Consider the following 19,201-nt stretch of genomic DNA (forward strand, 5'->3'; position numbering starts at 1 on the left):
TCCTCATACTCCTGCCAACCAACCTTAATATAGGTGATGGTCACGCCAATTTTACGAGCCATAATTTCATTAATTTTACCATTTACGAGCTTCAGATCTTTGTCAGGCTCTCCGATTGTGTAATAGATCAGATTTACCGTGTCCCCATGATATTTATCATTGTTGTTTTTGCTATCTTGCCGAGAGCAACCGGTTGTATACGCTGTGAGCAGCAGTATAACACTGAATGTAATGAAGATATATCTGTATCTAGAGCGCTTTTGCATCGATATCCGCCTTTCTGCCGAGTTCGTTGTTAACCTTTTCCCCGCAGATCAGAGGGAGACTTTCCGAAAAAGCTTTGAAAATGTGTATAGAAATAATTGAGATTGTTGTAGCCGACGGAAAGCGCGATAGAAGAAATCTTCTCATCTGTCGATTGAATTCGTTCTTGTGCGAGCAGCATACGGTAAGCCATTAGATATTCTGAAAATTTCATTTCGGATTCTTTAAGAAATAATTGTCCGAGATAGGTACTGTTCATCTGGAAACGTTCTGCCACTGATTTTAAAGTAATATTCTGAGCATACTCCGTCTTGATCATGAGCAAAATGCGGTTAACCAGCTTGGATAAGCTGTCATAACTTACACCGAGTACCGGGTCCTTGTTCAGGCTCTCGCAGCTAGCATTGCCTATCGTACCATGGAGATCCTCGACAATAATTTTCTCAATTACTTGCTGCAGCTTTGTACGATCTAATGGCTTGAGCAGATAGTCTTTAACACCACAGCGAATGGCTTCTTGGGCATACTTGAATTCACTATAGCCGCTCATAATCACATATTTGGTAGGGATTTGGAGCTCATTAAGTCTATGAATCGTTTCATAACCAAGATCCTTGCCAACACAGACATCAAAAATAGCGACATCAGGCAGCAGGTCTACAACCTTGGACATGGCTGCTTCCGTAGATTCGCACGTATCTATTCGACTGAATCCGTATTGTTTCCAGTCGAGGATTCGCTTCATCCCCTCCAAAATCTGTGGTTCGTCATCCATTATCAGCAGTTTGTACATGTTCAATCACCTCTTTTGGAATCCGTACAGAAATCTTAACTCCAGCTTCCTCATTATTTCCAATCTCTATATAAAAGCTTTTCCCATAAAAGAAGTGAAGCCTCGTGTAGACGTTGCGTAAACCGATACTCTCGGAAGAAGTATCATCCTGGTTGGACAGTGTGCTTCGCACTGCATTTAAACGCTCCGCGCCAATACCACGACCATTATCCACAAATTCCAATACATAATAATCTTCAGCTTCCCAGCCATTAACGATATACAGGTTAAACTCATTGCTAGCGCTAAAGCCGTGGATGAAAAAGTTTTCAGCCAAAGGCTGCATCCAAAATTTCAYGGTAGGGATCGAGAGTAGCGCAGGATCTACATTGACTTGATAAAAAAAACGTTCTGGATATTTAAACTCCATAATTTCCAAGTACTTTTGCAGCAATTCCAGCTCACTTGCAATCGAAATAATATTTTCCTTCTTGACGATTTCGCGATAGAGCGCCCCTAAGGTAGCAATGGCATCAGCGGTATCTCTGTCCTGATTAACCAAAGCAGTGGAGCGGATGACCTCTAACGTATTATAAAGGAAATGAGGATTGATTTGATTTTGAAGCGCTTTCATCTCAGTTTCTTGCTGCTTTAGTTTAAGTAAATATTCATTGCGGATATGCTTATCTAACTTCTCAATCATATCATCTAGTTCCCTTGCAATCATGCCGTATTCATTTCGACGATAACGGGCAGGGCGATTAGGTGTGAAATTAGCAGATTTTACGCGACCAATCGATTGAATAATGCGGTGCAGGAAGCGGAAATCATCCCGCATATTATACACAATGAGCAGTAGTACACTTATCATGGTCGTTATTACGATCAGAAAGATGGTAAGCAGCATCCTGGCATGCTGCTTAATCAGCATGGATAAATCAACGATGCTAACGAACTTGAAATTGAACTTGGTGGATGGAAAGGTAATATAAAATATATGCTTGAACAAGCCCTGCGAAATAACGCCATGACTGCGTCCATTCGCCGCTGCGAGACGCGATAATTCCTCTAATTTCTGATCCTGGCCGCTGCCGATAAGGTAGACCTCACCAGAGGTACTGACTGCAGCAGCTTTTCCCAAACGATAATTTTGTATAGATTTAAAGACTTGATCGCTGCTAACCAAGAAGCGCAGCTCCCCTAATTCCTTAGAGCCCAGTGATGTATCCGATAGTTTCTTGCGATATACGAAGCCTTTTTGAATCGTATCGTGAAAAGCTTCGTCTGTATTTGGAAGACCGAATATGWAGCTTGCAATTCCGTTCTCATTAAAGCGTACAACATTGCTATACTGGTTGGTATGCAGACTAACCTGCGTAATTTCACCCTGCGCCCAGCTGTACAGGTAGGTTTTAATATCCTCTGGGAAGGATACCAACGGCTGTAAGAATTGGCTGTTTTGCAGGCTATTGGTTAAATAGCCTTCAACGCTGCTGTTCAAAAAGCTGCGAGCATCTTCCATTAGACTATGATTGGAGTATATACGCTGCATGTAAGCCTCAATTCGGTCAGCATCGTACTGCAGCTCATTCTCTACACCTGCGAACGCATTTGCAGCCTCTAAACGAGCATCACCAACCCACTGATTCAGCAGCATGACGCAGGTCAGAATGCCAAGGGCGAGTCCGATAGTTACGACAAAGACGACATAGGCAATAAACTTGTAACGATAAATTTTGATTTGTAAAAAAGAGCTCATATGGCACCTCAATTGCAGCAGCTCGCCTTAAAGCAAGTGGTTTCCATACCACTTTATCATGATTAAGCGAAGCTTCATAGATAGCAAGAAATAAGCATCCCATACAGAGTGACTCAATAGGGGATGCTTATTTAACTTACTTGAAGTAGTTATTAATTTGCTCTTGAGCCGCTTTCATAATCGTGTCCATACCAGCAGACTTTAATTCAGCAGTAATTTTCGGAATCATTTTCTCCGGATCGGATGCGCCTGTAATGAGTTCATATTTGTATTTGTCCCATACGGATTGGCAATTTGCCACTTCAGTCTGAAGATTGCTGATGTCCAGTGCGAAACCTAGTACAGTGGAGGATGTCGCTGCGTCATTCAGCTTTTTAACTTGATCCCATTGATCCTCAGGAGCACCTTTGGTAACTGCTAGATTAAAGAATGTACCTTGGGAGTATGCAGCCAGCGGCCAAGTATCAGAAGTACGCTCGATAACCTTTTCGCCATCCACATTTTTGTAATCTACGTCTAGCTCGCCGAATGCAAGCATATTGCGTAGTTTTGGATCTGTATTGACTAATTCGAGGTACTTCAATGCTTCTTTCTTATATTTCGAATTCGCAGAAATCGCATTCAAGGAGCCTTGGATCGTGCTTGTTGTATAAATAGGGCCAAAGTGTTGAACCATATCATATTTTTCAACAGCATCATTGATTTGCCAGCTTACTTCTGCACCTGGAAATGCCTGAGCTGCAAAGAAAGGTCTGCCTTTTTCATTCTCTGTTTTAGTCGGAGCATCTGGGTTGATGATGCCATCTTGGTACCATTTATGCAGGAGCTTCAGATCGGCCATAACATCAGGCTGCTCAAGAACAGAAACAACCGTGCGTGATGCATCATCAGCTTTTACGCCAACTGGAGTGAAGCCTAGCGTTAAATCATCATAATTGTTAAAGAAACCATTCAAGCCTTCACCTTGCGTCATCGGCAATGGGTAGAAGCTTTTGCCTTCGCCGGACTTGATGTTGTGAAGAGGTTGATCAAGATCCTGCAGGGTTTTGATGTTGTTGATATCAATATTGTACTTTTGCACGTATTTATCATCGTACACCCAATATTGCGTTAGTGCCGAATCCTTATAAGTAGGAACAGAATAATATTTGCCGCCAATTTTTGTGCCATCCCAAACCTTTTCAGGAATCAATTTGTATAAGTCAGGCGCATCACTTTGAACTAAATCAGTGATATCTGCAAAAGCTCCCATAGCCACTTGCTTGCTGTATTTACCGCTGTTTGTGAACATAATGTCGAAGGGTTCGCCAGTATTTACAATTGTGTTGATTTTGGTATCCCATTCACCCCAGCTGGCTACTTTGATGTCAATTTTCACACCAATCTTCTCCGCTGTATATTCATTCATAGCATCAATCGCTTTGCCGAAGTTATTAGGCACTTGGCCGCCGATCGTCCACCAGATGAGCGTCGGAATATCTTTGCTTGGTGTTTCGCCGTCCTTTGGCGCATCTGTCTTTGACGGAGCATTTGTTGCAGCAGGTGAGTTCGAGCCGGAGCAGGCTGCTAACCCACTCACCAGTAGTGTGAGAATACAAAGCGTAGAGATGAACTTCCAAGATTTCTTCATTTCATTTCCCCCTTATTGAAGTTGTGTCACCGTAAACATTGTACAGTGATCTATCATAAACCAAGCAGGCTTGGTTTATTTCGTTGATTATCCTTTAACTGCGCCAATCGTTAACCCGGAAATGAAATATTTCTGGAAGAACGGATAGGCGAAGGCTACAGGCAGAACAATGATAATCGCTACAGCCATGCGGGCAGATTCCTTCGGCATCGTTGCGACGAGCACGGCATAGCTAACACCCATACTTGCAGCGTTTTTGGCAAGCGCATCGACATTGCTCATCAAGCTGTTAAGCAGTGCCTGCAAAGAATATAGGTTCTGGTTGTTGATGTATAACATCGATTGAAACCAGTCATTCCAATAAGAGAAGCAGAGAAATAGTCCAATGGTTGCAATGACAGGCAAGGAAATCGGCAGAATGATGGAGAAAAAGATTCGCAGCTGGCTCGCACCATCAATTTCAGCGGATTCAATCAACCCGTCGGGAATCGTGCTTTTAAAGAAGGTTTTACAAATGATAACGTTAAATGAAGAGACGGCAAGTGGCAGAATAAGTGCCCAGACGCTGTCTTTTAGTCCTAATAGATTAGTATTAATGAAGTAGCTGGAAACCAGACCGCCATTGAATATCATAGGAATGAAAACGACCCAAGTTAGAAAGCCCTTCAGTTTGTAGTTTGGGCGAGAAAGAACATAACCCATGGAGGTGGTAAGAAATATACCGAGCACAGTACCAACCACCGTAACAAGAGCGGATACGCCGAGCGCCCGCAAAATCATCGTTCCTTGCTTGATCACATAAGCGTATGCTTCGCCTGATAATGCAACCGGCAATATATGATATCCTGTCTCACGTATGGAGTCCTCACTGGAAAGTGAAATGGATAGCACTACAATTACGGGTATGACGCAGATCAGCGCCAATACGATAAAGATCAGGTTGAAAAATAGGTTTACAGCGTTGCTTGTACGGTTGAATTTCTCAAGGCCTGTTTCGTAAGTCCTTCTCGTTGACATGGTCTTACCTCCTTACATCATCGCGCTATCTGGATCGATTTTGCGAACAATCCAATTAGCGATTAGAATAGTTGCACAACCCAGAACGGACTGTACGAATGCGGCAGCAGCTGCCATCCCTAAGGTGGCGGATTTCAGTTGTTTATACACCATGACATCGATGGTGGTAGACACGTTAAACAATGAATTGGAATCTCGCGTGACCTGAAAGAACAAGCCGAAATCGGTGTAGAAGATACGTCCAACTGATAGAATGAACAGCATGACGATAACGAGTTTGAGCATTGGCAATGTAATAAAACGTGTTTGCTGCCAAATGGAAGCGCCATCAATTACAGCTGCCTCATAGTAAGTACTGTCAAGGCTTGTGATGGTTGCCAAATAAATGACCATGCCATAACCTAAGCCTTTCCATACATTTAAGAGAATTAGAATGTACGGCCAGTAAGCCGGCTCCATGTACCAGTTAACAGGATCGCCGCCCATGTTGACGAGCAATTGATTAAGAATCCCTTTATCAAAGCTTAGGAACGCCCAGCCTACAGCAGATACGACAACCCAAGATAAGAAATAAGGGAGGAACATCATCGTTTGATAGACTTTGCTTGCTTTGCGGCTGTGGAGCAGCCCGATCATAATAGCGAAGAGAACGGGCAACACAATACCAAGAACGATAAAAATAATGTTGTATCCAATAGTGTTTCGAATAATGATCCAAGCGTCATTTGACTTGAATAAGAACTCAAAGTTTTTGAAGCCTACCCAAGGACTATTAAATACATTGCTCAAAAACCCGCCGCTAATTTTGAAGTTTTTGAAGGCAATTATGATCCCGAACATAGGTAAGAAGCAAAACAGGATGTACCATATCGTTGTAGGCAATGCCAAGAGGGTGAGTTCCGTATCCTGCTTGTGCCAACGAATTCGTAAGCGCTTTCTTTTATCTTGAAGTTCAACTGTCGATTTCATGCCTTTTACTCCTTTCGGTGTCTTCTCGGATGTGTTGCACTTGTTAAGCTCATTGTATAATAGGAGGATTTGATGCTTCTAGATAACAAACTTGATACTATAGTCAACAAACGTTAGATTCGATCATTCTGTTTTACAGAACTTTAAGAATGGACTCAAGGTTTAATTCCAATATGTGTTAAAATAAATGGATAATTACGTGAATGGGCTTGAAAAGTTAAGTCAGGAGTGTGGATAATGGGTACATTTCTTTCAAACATCCAGGTTTTCACCGGTGTGCAAGATAGCGCAAAGTTGCTCGAAGAACTGGTGCTTGCCGTAAGAAATAGGCTAGTAGGGGACGAATATGAGGAAACAGACTCCGCTGAATCGGCTGACCGCTCCCTTATTTTGCAGATTTCCTCTGACCGATGGATTTCCGTCTACGACCAAAGACTTGATGAACAGGACATGGATGCGCTGGACGCGCTGGGCACTTCCATCTCGGCATCTGCTGGTGTCCCTGCTATTGGTTCCCTCGTACATGATAGCGACCTGTTCTTCATGCGTCTGTACCGGAATGGCAGGATGGCCGATACGATAATCAATGACTTGAATCTATTCAATGAGATGTTCGGGGGGAGTCGTCCCCGAAAACGGAACGGTCTGCCTTCAAAATGGGCTGAGGTTTGTGCTACAGGTGTGAACCCTGCCGAACTAAAGGCGATTTGGGAGAAAGAAATGGTCTTCGCTGAAGAAGCGCTGGCGCTGGCGGCGGAGCTGCTGGATATTCCAGCTGATGCGGCAATGCGGGGTTATGAAACGGATTCGGATTTTAAGCAAGAAACGAAAGTAATTCATTTGCGCAGCAAGATCCGCTTCACAGATCATTTTGAAGAAATCAATGCACCCAAACTGGCATTCTCGAGCTGGAACTCCTTCGCAGCAGGAGATGCTGGCATTTTGTCAAAGGTTCAATACGGACTAATCAATCAAGGGCAAGCCTTTACTGGTCTTGATGTGCTGCTTTGGGGGCCTGCTCTCGAAGAGCGGCTGATTGAACTAGGAGCGGGGATTCTGATTTGTACGTCGAACCATTCCCACACCCGGCCTGAATGGAACATTGACCCGCAGCCGTATGAGTTCGAAGTAAAACAGTCGGGAATGGATCAACTATCGCAAATTAAGGGATACCGCTATGAATATCCAGAAATGTCCTTTCCTGATGCGTATATACAGATGATGAATCCAGAGACTGCTGCCAAGCTAGGCCTCATGCGTAAGTGGATGGATAGTTTTAATCAAAATGGCTATTCGTTTCAGCTTTCGTTTACAGGAAAAAGGGTGGGCAAATCCGATCTATTCATCGCATTTTTGCCGAGAGAGATTGGGGAAGGCCAGCTGGTTAAAAGCTTGCCAGTATTTATTGGTGTAAAACCGGACAAAGAATCGATTTTTATAAATGAGACGGGCGGCTAATGTAGTTAGTGACGTCGTTCCTGATCATAGTTCCTTTTGAAATAACCGGGATTGACTCCAGTTATGGACTTGAAAGTTTTGGATAAGTGATGAACATCAGTGAAACCGCAATATTCACTCGTCTGCTGGAGGGACATGCCTTCCTTCAACAGCTCCTGAGCATGCTGGATACGCAAGTTCAGTAAGTATTGATAAGGTGTCATATTGAATTGTTTCTTGAATAGCACTGTGAATCGAGAGGGAGAAAGGTCTGCTCTTTTGGCCATATCGCTAACATTGATAGGTTCTGAGATGCGAAACGCTAAATAGGAAGTAATCCAGTTCAAGAAAGGACGACGAGATGACGAGGCAGCTTGTGGCTTCATATAACTTTTGAAAATAACGGTCAGAAATTCATAAGCCAGCTGATTGGCTTCCATAATGCCTAGATAGGTTTGTGACTGCCAGCATTCGATGATCTTGAAGACGAGGTCACGCAGCTTAACGGAGTGCGGAGTTTCAAGTTTAAATGGAATGAGTAAGGATTCGCATTCATGCAATCTAGGTTGTGAGTAAGTGGAGTAGGGGGACATGTCCAATTGTCCTGGTCGCGTGATAAAGCTCTTATCCTTCTCTGAATTATAAAAGAAATCCAGATGCACGTAAGGATTGATCGTATCGGTAATGCCTTTGATTGTATGTACGTCTCCGGGCTGAAGCAAACAAAGATCTCCTGCATTCAAGAGATGAACGTTACCGTTGACCTCGATTTCGAACGAACCCTCCTGCACGTAAAAAATGATATAATCCAGCAAATTGCGCTCGCCAAGGAAAAAGGGCGGACGGATCGCATAATCTGATTCGCGAACATAGGGAGCGATGACGTAGTCCTCTAATTTCATCGTAATCTGCCTCTTTCATTATAAAATAATCGTTTTATACATAAAAAATAGATCTTATATATACAGGAATATTGCTTATATTCCATTAAGATGAAGGTAGATTGTTGTTCAAGTATACCATGATCTTAAGGGAGGTAATAAGCATGAAAAAGGCGTATAAGGGTACTGAAATGAGGGAAATAAGTTTTCCGCTTGGAGGAATCGGCAGCGGAAGCATCGGTCTTGCAGGCAATGGCCGGTTGGTGGACTGGGAAATATTCAACCGTCCGAACAAGAAGAGTTTCAACGGTTTTAGCCACTTCGCCATAAAGGCGGAGCGGGAGGGAAAAGTGCTGGATGCGCGGGTGTTGAACGGCGATTTGCAAGCGCCTTATGTCGGCGAGCATCTTCGCGGTGCTCCGCTCCATAGCGGATACGGATTCGGACCTGAAAGCCAGACGATGGCGGGTATGCCGCATTTTCGAGAGGTCGAATTCAGGGGCGAATTCCCGTTGGCAGGCATGTCATTCGCGGAAAACGATTTCCCCGGGCGAGTCGAATTAGTGGCCTTTAATCCGTTCATACCGCTCCAAGAGGATGACTCTAGTCTTCCCGCGGCTTTTTTTGAGTGGGAAGTTGAAAATACAAATCATGAAACGATGGCGTACACGTTATGCCTCTCGGCTGGCAACCCCATTCCGACGGAAAAGGTAAATCACCGATACAGCATGATTGAAGGCAACGAAGGCGAATGCATACACATGATTAAGCTAAGCTCTGACCAGCATGACGATGCGCACGCTCAGTTCGGCGATATCACTCTGTCAACTGATGCACCAGATGTCAGCTACCAAGAATTCTGGTATCGCGGCGGCTGGTGCGACAATCTCGAGATGTTCTGGCATGATTTCACGCAGCAAGGACATTTGCAAAATCGGCAGTATCCCGTGACTGAGCCGCCTTTGGTTCGCAAAGACACGGCATCACTTGCCGCTCATATTGAGCTGAAGCCCGGAGAGAAGAAAAAGATTCGATTCACGATCAGCTGGAGCTTTCCAAACGTGGAGAACTATTGGAATCCCAATCCGCTAGGCTCTAACAGCTGGAAAAATTATTATGCGACGCTGTTTGAGGATTCCAGCGCATGCGCGAAGTATGCTTTTGACCATTGGGATCGTCTTTATAGTGAGACCGTAAGGTTCAAAGATGCGTTGTTCTCATCCACGGTGCCCGATGTCATCAAGGATGCGGTGTCCGCGAATTTATCCGTGGTCAAAACGGCAACAACACTTCGTCTAACCGACGGTTCCTTCTATGGATTCGAAGGCAGCATCGAAGATACTGGCTGTTGCGAAGGTTCCTGTACGCATGTATGGAATTATGCTTATGCACTTCCCTTCCTATTCCCACGCTTAGAGCGCAGCATGCGGGATTTAGATTTTAAATACAACAAACGTGACGACGGCAGAATGTCATTCCGGTTAATGCTCCCGCTTGGACGCGAGCGGATGGATTCCCGTGCTTGCGCGGATGGTCAATTCGGCGGCGTTATTAAAGCTTATCGAGATTGGAAAATATCGGGCAATACAGAGTGGCTTACGTCCGTCTGGCCAGAAATCAAGCAAAGCATTACGTATGCTTGGGCCGATACTAACGAGGACAAATGGGACCCGGATAAAACGGGCGTATTGTCCGGCAGGCAGCATCACACTCTTGACATGGAGCTATACGGACCGAATTCTTGGCTGAGTGGATTTTACTTAGCGGCTCTTAAAGCGGGAGCGGAGATGGCGGCATTCTTGGGTGAGAGTGAAACTGCGGACGAATTTGACAGCCTGTTTCGATCGGGAAAGCGATGGATCGATGAGCATCTGTTCAATGGCGAGTACTACGTGCAACAAGTCGATTTATCGGATAAATCGCTGCTCGATAAATTCGACACAGAAACGGTCAGCACGTATTGGAACAATGAACGAGGGGAAATCAAATACCAGATTGGAGAAGGCTGCGTCATTGACCAAGTCATTGCACAATGGCACGCTAATTTATGCGGTTTGGGCGAAATTTTCGATAAGGAACAGATGCGTACAGCTTTGAAGTCGTTGTATCGGTATAATTTCAAATCCAGCATGAGGCGGGAAGCGAATACTTGGCGCTTGTACTCTCTAAACGACGAGGGCGGACTCGTGATCTGCACTTGGCCAGAAGGCCATGATAAGCCGGCGATTCCGCTCACTTATAACTCGGAGACGATGACAGGTTTCGAATACCAGGCGGCTTCGCACATGATTCAAGAGGGTTTTGTCGATGAGGGAATTTCCATCGTTCAAGCGATCCGTGACCGTTACGACGGCGAGAAACGCAATCCATGGAACGAGATCGAATGCGGCAGCAACTACGCCAGATCTATGGCAAGTTACTCCTTGCTGCAAGCCTTCAGCGGCTTCGAATATGACATGGTTGAAGGCAAGATCGGATTCAAACCTGTTCAGTCGGATGTCGATAAGTTTCGTACGTTATGGTCGCTTGACATGGGCTGGGGCGTCTACGAGCAAAGCGAGACACAGACGCAGTTGCAATTACTGGGCGGCAAGCTGGTCTTGAAATCGATTGGATTACCTGAAAATAGAATCGAAACGATTAAACAAATCGAATTAGGCGATGCTAGCTTGGCTTATATCATCGTAGAAGATAGGATTCATTTTGAACCGCCGATTATCATTGATGAGGAAAACATGCTTGTAATTAAGCATGTTTAGAGGCAAGAAGTTTAGCTTTAACCAGTCTGACAGAACGTATCCTACCTAATTAAGTTAACTATTTCGGCCAAAGCGGCATTTGTACGAATGCTTCATATGCGCTTAACATCCAGAAAAGCTCTAGTTTATGGGCATTTGCGAACTTAAGCCTAAAACCACAGTTTTCCAAAACGGTGGTTTTTTGTTTTATATTATATTTAATCATTAGGAATAGTTGTTTACTATTTTTGAATGAACAAAGAATGAAAAACACTTGAACAACTCAGTGAAAAGTATAATATGGAAATGAAGCTATATTTAATAAGAACTTGGGGACTGCGTGAAGCAAGCTGTTAAGGTATCGTTGTGCAAATAAAGGAGGAGCGTGCATGAGGATGAGTCAAGACGCTGCTGTTAAAAGCCAATGGGTGGTGGAGGTTCGATGAGGATTGACGATCAAGAGTATATTTCGAGCGAGCTTCTTTTAATTTTGGAAGCGGTTGCAGATCAACTGATTCCAGGAGATGCATGGCCGTCGGCAACCGATGGAGGAGTTATAGCATACCTGAAACGTATTGCTGCCCAGGATACCGCTGTCTGGACGGATCTGATAGAACCAGGTCTTCGTGCATTGGAAGCAGAGGCATTAGCTCTCCATAACGAACCTTTTTCGGAACTGTCGACTCATGAGAAGGATCGATTGTTGCGCGACGCCGAGCATGATTCTTTTGGCGGCTGGCCTGTTTCATCCAAACATTTCTTTGACACTTTATTGTGTCTGGTCGTTGAAGGATACTATGGAAGCCCGGAGCTTGGCGGGAATAGTGAAGGCAGAGCATGGGAAATGATCGGGTTTCGTCCGGGGACTGTCCCCGAAAGCGTTGACACAGCGCCAGAAATAGATTTACCGCAAAAAAACCTCGATCAGCTTCGCGACCAATATGATGTGGTCATCATAGGTGCTGGAGCTGGCGGCTCGGTAGCAGCGGCTGTATTAGCTGAATCAGGGCTTCAAGTTCTCGTTATTGAGCGTGGAAGCTGGCTTCGTTACAGTCAGGTAGGCAGTGATCATTTGCGCAACCATCGCTTTAGCAAATATGGTCATAACACAGGACCAGGATTGGAAGGCAGCCCTCGTACGATTCTATTGGCGGGCGGAGATGAACGGATTACGTCGCCTATTGATGGGGACTATCACAATAATGCAATGACGCTGGGTGGAGGGACAAGAGTTTACGGGGCGCAGGCATGGCGATTTCATCCAGATGACTTCCGCATGGCGAGTCGCTATGGAATACCAGATGGGAGCTCGCTCAGCGATTGGCCGATTAGCTATGAAGAACTTGAACCGTATTACATGCGGGCAGAGTGGGAAGTTGGCGTCTCTGGTGATGGGAATGCCCATTCTGGACGCGGGAAGCGACGACAGGATTATCCAATGCCAGCGCTGTCACGTACGCTGGAGGCAGAACGTCTCGCTAAAGCAGCAGAAAAGTTGGGATGGGAAGCAGGTCCGGTGCCGCTGCTCATCAACTCCGTTGATAGGGACGGTCGGCCAGCTTGCGGCCGGTGCGGACAGTGTGTTGGATTTGCCTGCCCGACCAATAGCAAGAATGGCGGGCATAATACGATGTTAGTGAGGGCACTCGCAACAGGTAACTGCGACCTGATCTGTGATACTACGGTGGAGCGCATTGAAACCGAGGGTGGAAAACATGCTACCGGGGTTCGTATCGTGCAGCAATTGGAGGGGTCAATCCAGCGACGGATAATACGTGCGGGGCATGTTGTAGTTGCCGCCGGAGCTATCGAAAGCGCACGCCTCCTACTCAACTCGGCAACGGAATCAGAACCGGATGGAATAGGCAATCGGAGCGGACAAGTAGGAAGAAACCTTCAAGGCCATGTCTACTCTGGTGCTTACGGCCTCTTTGATGAACCGATTCAAGACGGTCTTGGTCCGGGAGTAAGCATTGCTACTTTCCGCTTTGACCATAGCAACGAGGGCATTATCGGGGGAGGGCTGCTTGCCAACGAGTTCACTCGGTTGCCGCTTATTCACTGGTATCGAGCGCTTGCCCCGAATGCGGCGCGATGGGGGAGCGCAGGCAAGGAAACCATGCGGCAGAGCTTCTTGCGCACCAGCCAAATTCAGGGGCCGATCCAAGAGATTCCGAGCGCGGAGTCAAGGGTGCGGCTATCGAATACGGTAAAGGATCGCTTTGGCATACCTGTTGCTCAGCTCTCGGGCAGCGTCCATCCTGAGTCGCTGCGAGCTTCAGCCATGCTGGGAGAGCAAGCAGAGAAGTGGCTCTGGGCTGCTGGAGCAAGTAAAGTTTGGCAAACTCGGGCAGGTGGCGGGCTTAGCGCCGGACAACATCAGGCAGGTACACTTCGCATGGGCAATGACCCTTCTACTTCCGTCACTGATCCCTTAGGTCGTATACATGGATACGACAATCTATGGGTGAGCGACGGATCTGTGCACGTGACCAATGGCGGTGTTAATCCGGTGTTGACGATCATGGCTTTAGCTTTCCGTACCGCAGAAAACCTCGTGAAACAAGGGTAGCGAAAAATTATAGAAGCATAGTAAAAAAACGAATCATAAAAAACTCGCTAAACCCTCGGATGGTCATCTTGCTATTAGAGAAGCGTAGTGGAAGAACTGCATCTGTGCAGTTCAAAAAAGGGAGGTAATTATGTCCATTATACGCCTTGCTACCCTGGAAGATATCGATGAGCTTGTTCTAATGCGCTGGGAGTTCTCGGAAGAGGAGAACAGCGATAGTACACTAAACTACGAGGAGTTCCATCAGACTTGTTATGAATTCTTAGTTAAAGCAATGAAAAGCGGAGAATGGTATATTTGGGTAGCAGAAGATTCAGGAAGCATAGTGTCACATATGTATCTTCAACTCATTCATAAAGTACCGAGACCCGGTAAATCCCCTGACCCTTATTATGGATACGTGACCAACGTATATACGCGACCAGCATTTAGAAATCAAGGAATCGGCAGCGACATTCAATTGGCCATGGAGCATTGGTCAAAAGAAAATAAAGTCGAGTTCCTTTTGGTTTGGCCGAGCAGCAATAGTGTGCAATTTTACTCCAAAAATGGTTTCTTTCGCTGCGAAGAAGCGATGGAAAAGCATTTTTAATTCTATAATAAGAGCAGGAGCTGCGATAGCCTGCTCTTCTTTTTTTGCTCGATCAGAAAATATTCAGATTTCTCTATTCGTATTCGTCCACATCCGCTAAGATAGGTTTGTACTCAAAAAGATGGATAGCGGGGGTTCAGCACCCCAAAGAAAAGGAGCACTAACCATGATTAAGCAAGTATTAGGATTACAACAGAAAGAAGGATCTGCTGAAAAGAAGGTTACCTGGTTGGAATTGTTTTATGATTTGCTTTTTGTAGCGGCAGTTTCAAAAGCAGCTCATGTGCTGCTGCATGTCGAGAATGGCACCATTCCAGTAGAATACTTGGGGAAATTTGTACTAATCTTTGTTCCAATCTGGTGGGCTTGGGTGGGGCAGTCGCTTTTTGTAAATCGCTTCGGACAAGATGTCTTGTCTCACAGAATATTTCTGATTTTACAATTATTTTTTGTATTAATCATGACCGCCAGCTTATCGGTTGATTTTGATCAATATTATGTTTCATTTTTAATAGGCTATATTGGTTTAAGAGCTATGACGGCTATTCAATATTTAGCGGTACATAAGAAAGAAGAAGCACATAAAAAAATCACTGCTCAGTATTTAGGGAGTCRCTTTTGGATTGGTTTGGTCATATCTGCATCATCATTATTTTTTGACTCGTGGATAAGATATGCCGTTTTGTATGCGGGAATAGCTGTAGACATATTGCTGCCTTTAATCGGTCGAAAATATTTAGTGAAAAGCCCGGTAAATACTCATCATTTATTAGAACGCTTCTCACTGTTTACCCTTATTCTGCTTGGCGAATCCGTAATCAGCATACTAGCTGTATTGCAGTCCAGCAACTGGACGTGGCAATCTATCTTATTTGCGTTAATTACTTTTGTGTTAATCATCGCTATGTGGTGGCAATATTTTGATAACGTCGAGAAGAAAGTAAACAAATCAATAGAGACTGCAGGACAAACGATTATTTATGGACATTTATTCATTTATTTATCAATGTGTATGATCGCAGCTTCGATTCAGTTGTTATTTTTGAAACAATTAGATTATTTATTTATGTTAGGTTATATGTTTGGATCTGTGTTGCTCTACTTTTTTTCAACCTCATTAGTTTTCCATAAGTATAGACATGAACATCAAAGATTGGGCATATCACATTTAGCACTTTTCTTAGGGCTGCTGATCACTTTTTTTACAATGGATTTATTTTTTGTACTCCCAAATTATATAATCATTGGAGAAGTAATGGTGTTTTTTGTTGTATATGCAAAATTAACAACGCAAAACATGAAAAAGCCATGAGCACGGATCATTGCTGAACGGTACTCATGACTATCAACTTGTCTGCTGCTTGCTACGGGCTGATGATACCTTTGGCCCGAGCGTCTTTCAGCCACTGCGGGTATTCATTGAATAGTCGATCATACAGATCCTCGTCACTAACTTGGTCCAAATCATCCAGCGCAAAAAAATCGGCGTTATCGAGTACTCGTCCCCTCAAATCATCGAGCTTGCGCAGCACGCCGAAGTCGGCATTACCGAGGCCGACAAATTGCCAAAATATATTTTGACCAGAGCTATCAATAAGCAGCTTCGAAATTTTTTTCGTTTCATAGATGCCGCCATCGCTGAAGAAGACAATGTAGGTTGGCATTTTAGAAGGCTCTTCTTGCGTATACTTCTTGATTATATCGGCCATAACGAGAGGCTCATTATTACCAGCGCCGAGGCCGCCAAATAGGCGAGGGGCCGGATATGTATTTTTAACGTAATTTTCGTATTCATTTTCGTTTACGCTCTTCATTCGTTGACTTTTCGAGGCAAAGAACCAGACATCCATCATGCCATCGTCATCCATACTGGCGGCAACTGCAAGTACCCGCTCAAATGCTCGCTGCACGACGCCTTTTTCGTAGAGAGCATACATGGAGCCGGAGGCGTCGAATATAACAGCTACGCGTGCTTTTTGCTGATCGATATTTTTTTTGCGAAGCGATATGGCCACTTTTTGCTTCAACAAATCAATTTTGTTCAAATTAATTTTAGATGGCGCAGCACTTGCCGAGGAACTCGCTGCGCCTGAGCGTGCAGCTTTGATTTCGGATACAGCTTTTGAGCGTGCCTGATCGGCTTGAATCGTCGGAGCTGCTGGGGATGGGGGACTGCTTGTATCTGCTTCCTCAGCAACGTTTACGCCATGAGCTTCCGCGAGCGGTTTCAAACCACCGTGGAAACCTTTGCCAACTGCACGAAGCTTAAAGCCGCTTGAATGCAGGTACAGCTCGGCGAGCACTAGCGAGGTTTCAGCATTTCCTTCTGTTATTTCATATACAATTTTGTTCACCGAGGTTTCGGCAGTGATTTGGCATCCCTTTACATCTGCGAACGTTCCCGGTCCATCAAGGGTGATTGCAAATACGCATTTTTGAACCTTCGATGATTGGAGGGCAGTAAGATTAATGATAAATTCACTATTCCATTTGTCTTGTGGAGTGAATTGCACGATGCGCCCGGGATCGGCAGGCTGGTTATAAAATACGAAATAATCATCGGATGAAACTTTACCGTCAGAGCCTACCATAAAGCAGCTGACATCGAGATCTGCTGGCGAATGCTTGCAGGAAATGGAAACCTTCACCRTGGCCGCCTCGCCAAGTGGAGCATTAGCGCCTGTTATTAATTTAATCGTAGAAGTACTCATACGTTCACTCTCCTTGTCTCGTACTGAGAATGTGAGGGATAACCTGCATATTATGGAAACCTTACACTGTAATGGTTGAATTATATCATAGGATTGAATAGAGAACTATTTTAATAGATAGGTGTGATTTAATAGATTATCCATGTTTAACAATCAATCTGCTTAGCTTGGTTTGGTGTCCGGTGAGAATGTGTTTGGCTGTTGGAATTTAAGATGTTGATTCTACGAGCTTCCAAACTTCACTCATTCTTTCAATCCCGACTGTCAAATCATCGTCAGTGAGGTGGGAAAAGCCGAGGCTTATGCCAATCCGATTACGGTTCGTTCGATCTTTCGCCCACTCGACGCCTGCTTCCCTGCAAGCCTTCTCAAAAGCATCATAATCCTCTTGTGCTCCTGTCCACCAACCGAAAATATGCAAACCTGCATCTCCCTCAACCCAGCGAATCGGAATGGTCAATCGTTTCAACGCGTCGCGCAAAAGAGTGAATTTGTGGCTGTATATTCGCTTCATTCGTCTCAGATGCCGTTCATACAGCCCGCTGTTCATGAACGAGGCGAGTGCCCGCTGCTCAAGAATAGCGCTTGGATGCGGCTCATATAACGCCTTTGCTCTAGCAAAGGGCATGACTAAAACTCTCGGCAGAACAACAAAACCAAGCCTTATATCCGTCATCATCGTTTTGGAAAATGTTCCTGTGTATATGACGAGATCAGCTGAAGTTTCCAAACTTTTGAGCGTCTCAATCGGTTTGCCTCGGTGGCGGAATTCACTGTCATATTCATCCTCGACGATAAATGCACTCTGATCAGCTGCCCATTGGAGCAGCTGCTGCCTTCGCTCCATGTTCAACACTGCCCCCGTTGGGTATTGGCGATTCGGTGTAACAAAAAGCAGCCTGGCATGCCACGGCTTAGGAACTAGTCCTTGATCGTCAACTTCACCTTCAATCAACATTGCTCCTGAAGCAAGCACAGCTTTCCGAATCCCATAATAACCGGGGCTTTCGGCTACGACGGCATCGCCAGAGCCTGCTAAAAGCTGTGTCAACAAGGCAATTGCTTGCATCGATCCGTTTACGATCGCAATTTGCTCCGAATTAGCAACAATACCCCGATAGCGCTGAAGATGCTTAGCGATGGCTTCGCGCAAAGTTTCCACACCAAGCGGCTTGTGTGCATCGATATTAGCTTTTTCTGTCATTTTCCTTGTTTCATCATACAGGCACCGATTCCAGTCTTCCTTCGAAAACGAGCTCATGTCGGTTATTCCCAGTTGAAAGGATATTTTCTCGGAACATTTTGAATGTTCTGRACCATCATTTACTAATGTCTGATGGCTATCCGTCCCATCAATGTGGGTATCTGTTTCCCTGACATGAACTGCCATGCCTGCAATCCGCTCACCCCATTCAGACAATTGTATTTCTCTCTTGGCAAAAGGGAGCAAAGAAAGGTTCGTTGTCTGATAACTAACGTATGTTCCGCTGCCGGTCAAGGGAGCCACATACCCTTCAGCTGCGAGTGCTTCAAGTACATTCGAAACTGTACCGCGTGAAAATCCATACATCCTCGCTAGTTCCCGGCTTGAAGGAAGTTTATCCCCATGGACAAGCTTGCCTTCCATCAAAGCATCCCGCARCGCATGGTACAACATCTCATATTTGGTGGTGTAACGTTCCTTATACGGCTCTAAAGCTAAATAAATAGTCATGTTTGCTTACCTGCCGTTTCTAAAGTGGTCTAATGAAATTTATCGAAAATGGATCTATTACTAATCCGATATGCATCATATAATGACAACAATCTCACATTTCAAGTAAACAAGCAATACGGAATCCATACCATAACAGAGATAC

The 19,201-nt window shown here is 44.9% G+C and carries 13 protein-coding genes and 1 pseudogene; 5 read left to right on the plus strand and 9 right to left on the minus strand.

The genetic code is table 11. From position 1 onward, the window contains the following. The 6 genes and pseudogenes from AB4Z17_RS15685 to AB4Z17_RS15710 all read right to left on the minus strand — a co-directional run. Window positions 1–266: pseudogene (locus AB4Z17_RS15685) on the minus strand (ABC transporter substrate-binding protein); the annotation flags it as partial. A 29-nt stretch (window positions 267–295) separates the two neighbouring features. Continuing rightward, window positions 296–1,039: a response regulator transcription factor gene (locus AB4Z17_RS15690; protein ID WP_441960738.1), complete on the minus strand. Its 744-nt coding sequence runs from the start codon at window positions 1,037–1,039 to the stop codon at window positions 296–298. Continuing rightward, a complete protein-coding gene (locus AB4Z17_RS15695; RefSeq protein WP_441960739.1) occupies window positions 1,032–2,795 on the minus strand; it encodes a sensor histidine kinase in 1,764 nt (587 codons plus the stop codon). Before AB4Z17_RS15695 ends, AB4Z17_RS15690 begins: the two co-directional genes overlap by 8 nt. A gap of 136 nt (window positions 2,796–2,931) precedes the next feature. Beyond that, window positions 2,932–4,425: an ABC transporter substrate-binding protein gene (locus AB4Z17_RS15700; protein WP_441960741.1), complete on the minus strand. Its 1,494-nt coding sequence runs from the start codon at window positions 4,423–4,425 to the stop codon at window positions 2,932–2,934. An 87-nt stretch (window positions 4,426–4,512) separates the two neighbouring features. After that, a complete protein-coding gene (locus AB4Z17_RS15705) occupies window positions 4,513–5,442 on the minus strand; it encodes a carbohydrate ABC transporter permease (RefSeq protein ID WP_441911841.1) in 930 nt (309 codons plus the stop codon). A gap of 12 nt (window positions 5,443–5,454) precedes the next feature. Then, window positions 5,455–6,411 (minus strand): ABC transporter permease, encoded by a 957-nt coding sequence (locus AB4Z17_RS15710; protein WP_076270575.1) that lies wholly within the window; start codon window positions 6,409–6,411, stop codon window positions 5,455–5,457. Window positions 6,412–6,648: 237 nt separating this feature from the next. On the opposite strand from AB4Z17_RS15710, the gene AB4Z17_RS15715 reads away from it, so the two are divergent. Further along, window positions 6,649–7,869 carry a hypothetical protein gene (locus AB4Z17_RS15715; protein WP_441911840.1) on the plus strand — a complete coding sequence of 407 codons (1,221 nt, stop codon included), beginning with the start codon at window positions 6,649–6,651 and terminating at the stop codon, window positions 7,867–7,869. A 5-nt stretch (window positions 7,870–7,874) separates the two neighbouring features. Here AB4Z17_RS15715 and AB4Z17_RS15720 read toward each other — a convergent pair whose 3' ends face one another. Beyond that, entirely contained in the window at window positions 7,875–8,750 is an 876-nt protein-coding gene (locus AB4Z17_RS15720; RefSeq protein WP_441960743.1) for an AraC family transcriptional regulator, read from the minus strand. 143 nt (window positions 8,751–8,893) lie between these two features. Here AB4Z17_RS15720 and AB4Z17_RS15725 point away from each other — a divergent pair, with 143 nt between their 5' ends. From AB4Z17_RS15725 to AB4Z17_RS15740, 4 genes are all read left to right on the plus strand, one after another. Beyond that, a complete protein-coding gene (locus tag AB4Z17_RS15725) occupies window positions 8,894–11,488 on the plus strand; it encodes a GH116 family glycosyl-hydrolase (protein WP_441960744.1) in 2,595 nt (864 codons plus the stop codon). Window positions 11,489–11,909: 421 nt separating this feature from the next. Beyond that, complete coding sequence (locus AB4Z17_RS15730; protein WP_441960745.1) at window positions 11,910–14,039, plus strand: GMC family oxidoreductase; 2,130 nt, start codon at window positions 11,910–11,912, stop codon at window positions 14,037–14,039. Window positions 14,040–14,169: 130 nt separating this feature from the next. Beyond that, window positions 14,170–14,631: a GNAT family N-acetyltransferase gene (locus AB4Z17_RS15735; protein WP_441911832.1), complete on the plus strand. Its 462-nt coding sequence runs from the start codon at window positions 14,170–14,172 to the stop codon at window positions 14,629–14,631. Window positions 14,632–14,797: 166 nt separating this feature from the next. Continuing rightward, on the plus strand, window positions 14,798–15,943 hold the full coding sequence (locus AB4Z17_RS15740; RefSeq protein ID WP_441960746.1) for a low temperature requirement protein A: 1,146 nt from the start codon (window positions 14,798–14,800) through the stop codon (window positions 15,941–15,943). Between the two features lie 52 nt (window positions 15,944–15,995). Here the strand turns inward: AB4Z17_RS15740 and AB4Z17_RS15745 are convergent, their stop codons facing one another. After that, a complete protein-coding gene (locus AB4Z17_RS15745) occupies window positions 15,996–17,342 on the minus strand; it encodes a VWA domain-containing protein (RefSeq protein ID WP_441960748.1) in 1,347 nt (448 codons plus the stop codon). Between the two features lie 208 nt (window positions 17,343–17,550). Then, window positions 17,551–19,056 carry a MocR-like pyridoxine biosynthesis transcription factor PdxR gene (pdxR, locus tag AB4Z17_RS15750; protein WP_441960750.1) on the minus strand — a complete coding sequence of 502 codons (1,506 nt, stop codon included), beginning with the start codon at window positions 19,054–19,056 and terminating at the stop codon, window positions 17,551–17,553. Window positions 19,057–19,201 lie beyond the last annotated feature (145 nt).

The sequence above is a fragment of the Paenibacillus sp. TAF43_2 genome (assembly GCF_052113545.1).
Taxonomy (GTDB): domain Bacteria; phylum Bacillota; class Bacilli; order Paenibacillales; family Paenibacillaceae; genus Pristimantibacillus.